Below are 4,626 nucleotides of genomic sequence, written 5' to 3'. Positions count from 1 at the left end.
ACATGGTCGCCGGCGGCGCCGGCCAACAGGACGGTCTCGGCTCCGAAGCCTGAGTTCAGTCCTGATACTGAAAAGACACGGCGGCGCAGGAGCGATCCTGCGCCGCCGAACTTTTTTCGGCCCCGCCGCTTGACGCATTTATGACGCATCGCAATATCGCATCTGCTCATCGAGACCGGCTGAGGGATAGGCCCTTTGACGTCGGGGCAACCTGCGGACCTCCGTAAGGTGCCAACTCCTTCGGGACCCCTCCCCGGGTCACGGCAGATGAGAGCCCGGCCACAGCCGGACTCCCTCCATCTGTCACCGCAGGCGTTCCCGACAGAGCAGGAGACGATCATGCGCGCCTTCCAGGCTCACCTCCCGACCGTCCACGCCCCCGGCCTCGTTGCGCCGCGCGACCTCATGCGCTGCGCGGGTCCGATGCGATGTCGCCGTTCGCTGTAATCGGCTGACCACCCGGTTTCACACCGGACCTGAACACCCAGAACGCAAGCCCGGACCCCCGGCGATCGCTGCGCGCGACGCTGACCGGAGACCTGCGCCTCATCGAGAAGAGAGCCTCCCATGACCCCCTCCCCCCGTTTCCGCCTGACCCTGTTCGCCGCCGCCTCGGCCACCGCCCTGCTGGCGGGCGCCGCCCAAGCCCAGACTGCTTCCCAAAGTTCGCCGCCGCAGACCGAAGCCACCCAGATCGACGACGTCGTCGTCACCGGCACCCGGGTGGTCGGCCGCTCGCGCCTGGACACCGTCGCGCCGGTGGACGTCGTCACCGCCGAGACCCTGCAGCAGCGCGGCTCGACCGAACTGGCGACGCAGCTGTCGGCCAGCGTCCCGGCGCTGAACTTCCCCCGCCCGTCCGCCACGGACGGCACCGACTCCATCCGGCCCGCCACCCTGCGGGGCCAGGGGCCGGACCAGACTCTGGTGCTGGTCAACGGCGTCCGCCGGCACGCGACCGCCCTGGTCAACACCAACGGCTCGGTGGGCCGGGGTTCGGCCGCCGTCGACCTGAACGCCATCCCCAGTTCCGCCATCGAGCGGATCGAGGTGCTGCGCGACGGCGCCGCGGCCCAGTATGGATCCGACGCCATCGCCGGGGTCCTGAACCTGCGTCTGCGGGAAGCCTCCAGCGGCGGCGGCGCGACCGTCACCTACGGAAGCTATCTGACCGACTACAGCGGCTACTACGGCCGGAACGACGACATCTCGGACGGCGAGAGCCTGACCGTCTCGGGCTGGCAGGGGTTCGGGCTGGGCTCGGACGGCTTCATCACCGCCTCGATCGAGTATCGCGACCGCGAACGCACCAACCGCAGCGACATCGACCCGCGCTACGCCCCGGCCCGCGTTCGCGGCGGCCAGGGCGATCCGGAGTCCGAGGACCTGGCCATCTATCTGAACGCCGGCAAGCCGCTGGCGGCGGGCTGGGAGGCCTACGGCTGGGCGGGCTACCAGACGCGCGACGCCTCGGCCGCCGCCTTCTACCGCACGCCCGACGACAACGCCCAGAACCCCGCCTATCCGGGGCCGGGCCGGATCTATCCGGACGGCTACCTGCCCTACATCCTGACCGACAGCACCGACTGGACCGCCGCCGCCGGCGTGCGCGGCCAGGCCGGCGGCTTCGACGTGGACATCAACGTGGGCTATGGCCGCAACGAGATCGAGTTCGGGGTCGAGAACACCCTGAACCCGTCGCTGGGGCCCACCTCGCCCACGAGCTTCGACGCCGGCTCCCTGACCTATGACCAGCTGGTGCTCGGCATCGACGCCGCGCGTCAGTACGAGGTGGGGCTGTACGGCCCGCTGAACGTCGCCTTCGGCCTGGAGGCGCGCCAGGAAAGCTATCAGATCGGCGCGGGCGAGCCGGGCTCCTACCAGCGCGGGACCTTCCTCAACATCGGCGGCACGGACCTGAGCTGGGGCTCGCGCGGCTTCACCGGCTTCACCCCCGCCAATGAGGTGGACGAGGACCGGCACAATGTCGGCGTCTATGTCGACCTGGAAGGCGAGGTGTTCGAGAACTTCACCGTCTCGGCCGCCGCCCGGTACGAGGACTATTCCGACTTCGGCGACAACGTCTCGGGCAAGCTGGCGGCGCGCTACGACTTCACGCCCAGCTTCGCCGTCCGCGGCGCGGTCTCGACCGGCTTCCGGGCGCCCAGCCTGCAGCAGCAGTACTTCACCCAGACGGCCATCCTCTACATCTCCAACGTCCCGTACGAGACCGGCACCTTCCCGTCGGTGAGCCCGGTGGGACTGGCGCTGGGCGGCACGCCGCTGGAGGCCGAGACCTCGACCAACTATTCGCTGGGCGTCGTCTACCGGAAGGGCGCGTTCGAACTGACGGCCGACGCCTACCGCATCGACGTCGATGACCGCATCGTCCTGTCGGAGACCCTGACCGGCAGCGCCACGGCGGCGGTCGGCACCAACGCCCGGGCCATCTTCGACCTGCTGCAGCCCTACGGCGCCTCCGCCGCCCGCTTCTTCATCAACGGGGTAAACACCGAGACGACCGGCCTGGACGTGGTCGCGCGCTACCGGATCGACGAGGGCTTCGGCCGGCTGGACTTCACGCTGGCGGCCAACGTCAACGACTTCAAGGTGACCAAGACCCCGACCACGGCCTCGGGCATCCTGCCCACGCCCGTCTCCCTGTTCGCGCGCCAGGCCACCCTGCGGTTCGAGGAAGGCACGCCGCCGTGGAAGGTCGTGGCCCAGACCGACTGGAGCAAGGACAAGTTCGGCGGGACGATCCGCGTCACCGGCTTCGGCGACGTTCTGGCCCCCGGCGCGACGGCGGCGACCGACCTGCAGCTGGGCGAATCCCTCGTCGTCGATCTGGAGGCCCGTTACAGCCTGACCGACCGGGTCACCCTAGCCGTCGGCGCCGACAACGCCTTCGATGAGTACGCCGAACAGATCCTGCCGGCGAACAACACCTCGGGGGCCTTCCCCTTCTCCAACTTCTCTCCGTTCGGCTTCAACGGGCGCTTCGTCTACGCCCGCGTCGCCCTGAACTGGTGACGGCGGCGGCGCGGACGGTTCGCCGTCCGCGCCATCGACCGTTGTTTCGCCATAAAATCCGCCGACAAGCTGAGCCGTTCTGAGGGAGCGGGTCATGCGTGCGATTCTGACGGCGGTTCTGGCCGCCTGTCTCTTCGTCGGGTCGGCGTCGGCCCAGTCCGGCATGACGCTGGACGACTTCGTCACGCGCGCCAACCGCATCCCGCTCAATCCCACGGCCATGCTGCGGCCCGACGCCCACCGCCTGAAGGGCGAGGCCGAACGGGCGTTCCGCACCGTCGGGACCGAGATCGAGACGGCCCGCGCCGCCGGCCGGACGCCGCCCGCCTGCCCGCCCGAGCAGATCAACCTGAACGTCCGCCAACTGCTGGCCCACCTGAACGCGATCCCCCAGGCCCGCCGCCAGCGCATGAGCGTCACGGACGGCATCCGGTCGTGGATGGGGTCGCGTTATCCCTGCCCGGGCTAGAGCGAAATCGGTTGAGTTGGACGCAGTCCAACTCGGCTCAGATTTCGCTCCAGCATAATTCTGGAGCCGGATTCACGGCGTCGGTGAAATCGCGAAGCGATTCCACCTCAACCGATCAGGCTCCAAGCCGTTAACTGATCCGGTTACGGAATTCCGGACTGCCCACAGCGCCTCGTCATCTGTCCCCGACCACGGGTACGTCCAAGCATGACGCATCGCCCTGGTAAGGGCATGAGCATGACGATGAACGCCTTCGCTCCCGCCGCCTTTCCGTCCATGGATCACGGCTCCATCACCGCCCTGCCGCACAACCTTGAGGCGGAGCAGGCGCTGCTCGGCTCCCTGATGTTCGACAACGGGGTGTTCGAGCGGCTGAGCGACCGGCTGCGCGGCAGCCATTTCTACGAGCCCTTCCACCAGCGGCTCTACGAGGCGATCGAGGACCACATCCGTCAGGGCATGCTGGCCGAGCCCACCATCCTGATGGAGCGGTTCAAGCAGGACCCGGCCTTCCAGGAGTTCGGCGGCCTGCGCTACCTGGCCGATCTGGTCGACCGCGCCCCGCCCGGCGCCAACGCCCCCGACTACGCCCGGGTTGTCTATGACCTGGCCCTGCGCCGCGACCTGATCCGCATCGGCGGCGAGATCATCAAGGAGGCGCCGAACCCCGAGACGCCCGCCGACGAACAGATCGAACAGGCCGAACAGACCCTCTATTCGCTGGCCGAGACGGGCAAGCCGTCCTCCGGCTTCGTCAGCTTCTCGCACGCCCTGTCCGGCGCCGTGCAGATGGCCGCCGAGGCCTATCAGCGCGACGGCAAGCTGGCCGGTCTGGCCACCCACCTGGACGACCTGGACTCCAAGCTGGGCGGGCTGCACCCGTCCGATCTGCTGATCCTCGCGGGCCGTCCGTCGATGGGCAAGACGGCGCTGGCCACCAACATCGCCTTCAACGTGGCGCGCTCGTATCGGTGGGAGCCGACGCCCGAGGGCCGCAAGACGGTCAACGGCGGGGTGGTGGCCTTCTACTCGCTGGAAATGAGCGCCGAACAGCTGGCCATGCGGATCCTGGCCGACGCCTCGGGCGTGTCCTCCGACAAGCTGCGCAAGGGCGAGATCGACGC

Annotated in this window: 3 protein-coding genes and 1 riboswitch; all 3 genes read left to right on the top strand. The window is 68.9% G+C overall.

The features are described from left to right. The first annotated feature begins 163 nt into the window (after positions 1–163). Positions 164–274, top strand: a riboswitch (SAM riboswitch). A gap of 293 nt (positions 275–567) precedes the next feature. After that, positions 568–3,033, top strand: coding sequence for a TonB-dependent receptor (locus Q0C81_RS16315; RefSeq protein WP_291840351.1), 2,466 nt, complete (start codon positions 568–570; stop codon positions 3,031–3,033). A 94-nt stretch (positions 3,034–3,127) separates the two neighbouring features. Next, on the top strand, positions 3,128–3,502 hold the full coding sequence (locus Q0C81_RS16310) for a hypothetical protein (protein WP_291840349.1): 375 nt from the start codon (positions 3,128–3,130) through the stop codon (positions 3,500–3,502). Positions 3,503–3,745: 243 nt separating this feature from the next. After that, the coding region (locus Q0C81_RS16305) for a DnaB-like helicase N-terminal domain-containing protein (protein ID WP_291840346.1) at positions 3,746–4,626 on the top strand (881 nt) is incomplete at its 3' end.

Source organism: Brevundimonas sp., from assembly GCF_023259385.1.
GTDB lineage: Bacteria > Pseudomonadota > Alphaproteobacteria > Caulobacterales > Caulobacteraceae > Brevundimonas.
Note: the sequence above shows the minus strand (reverse complement) of the source record. Positions and strands in the feature narration are given on the sequence as shown.

What these genes read in the sequence shown, in the direction of transcription:
- Q0C81_RS16315 (WP_291840351.1), top strand. Translation starts at nt 568, where the DNA reads ATGACCCCCTCCCCCCGTTTCCGCCTGACCCTGTTCGCCGCCGCCTCG.
- Q0C81_RS16310 (WP_291840349.1), top strand. Translation starts at nt 3,128, where the DNA reads ATGCGTGCGATTCTGACGGCGGTTCTGGCCGCCTGTCTCTTCGTCGGG.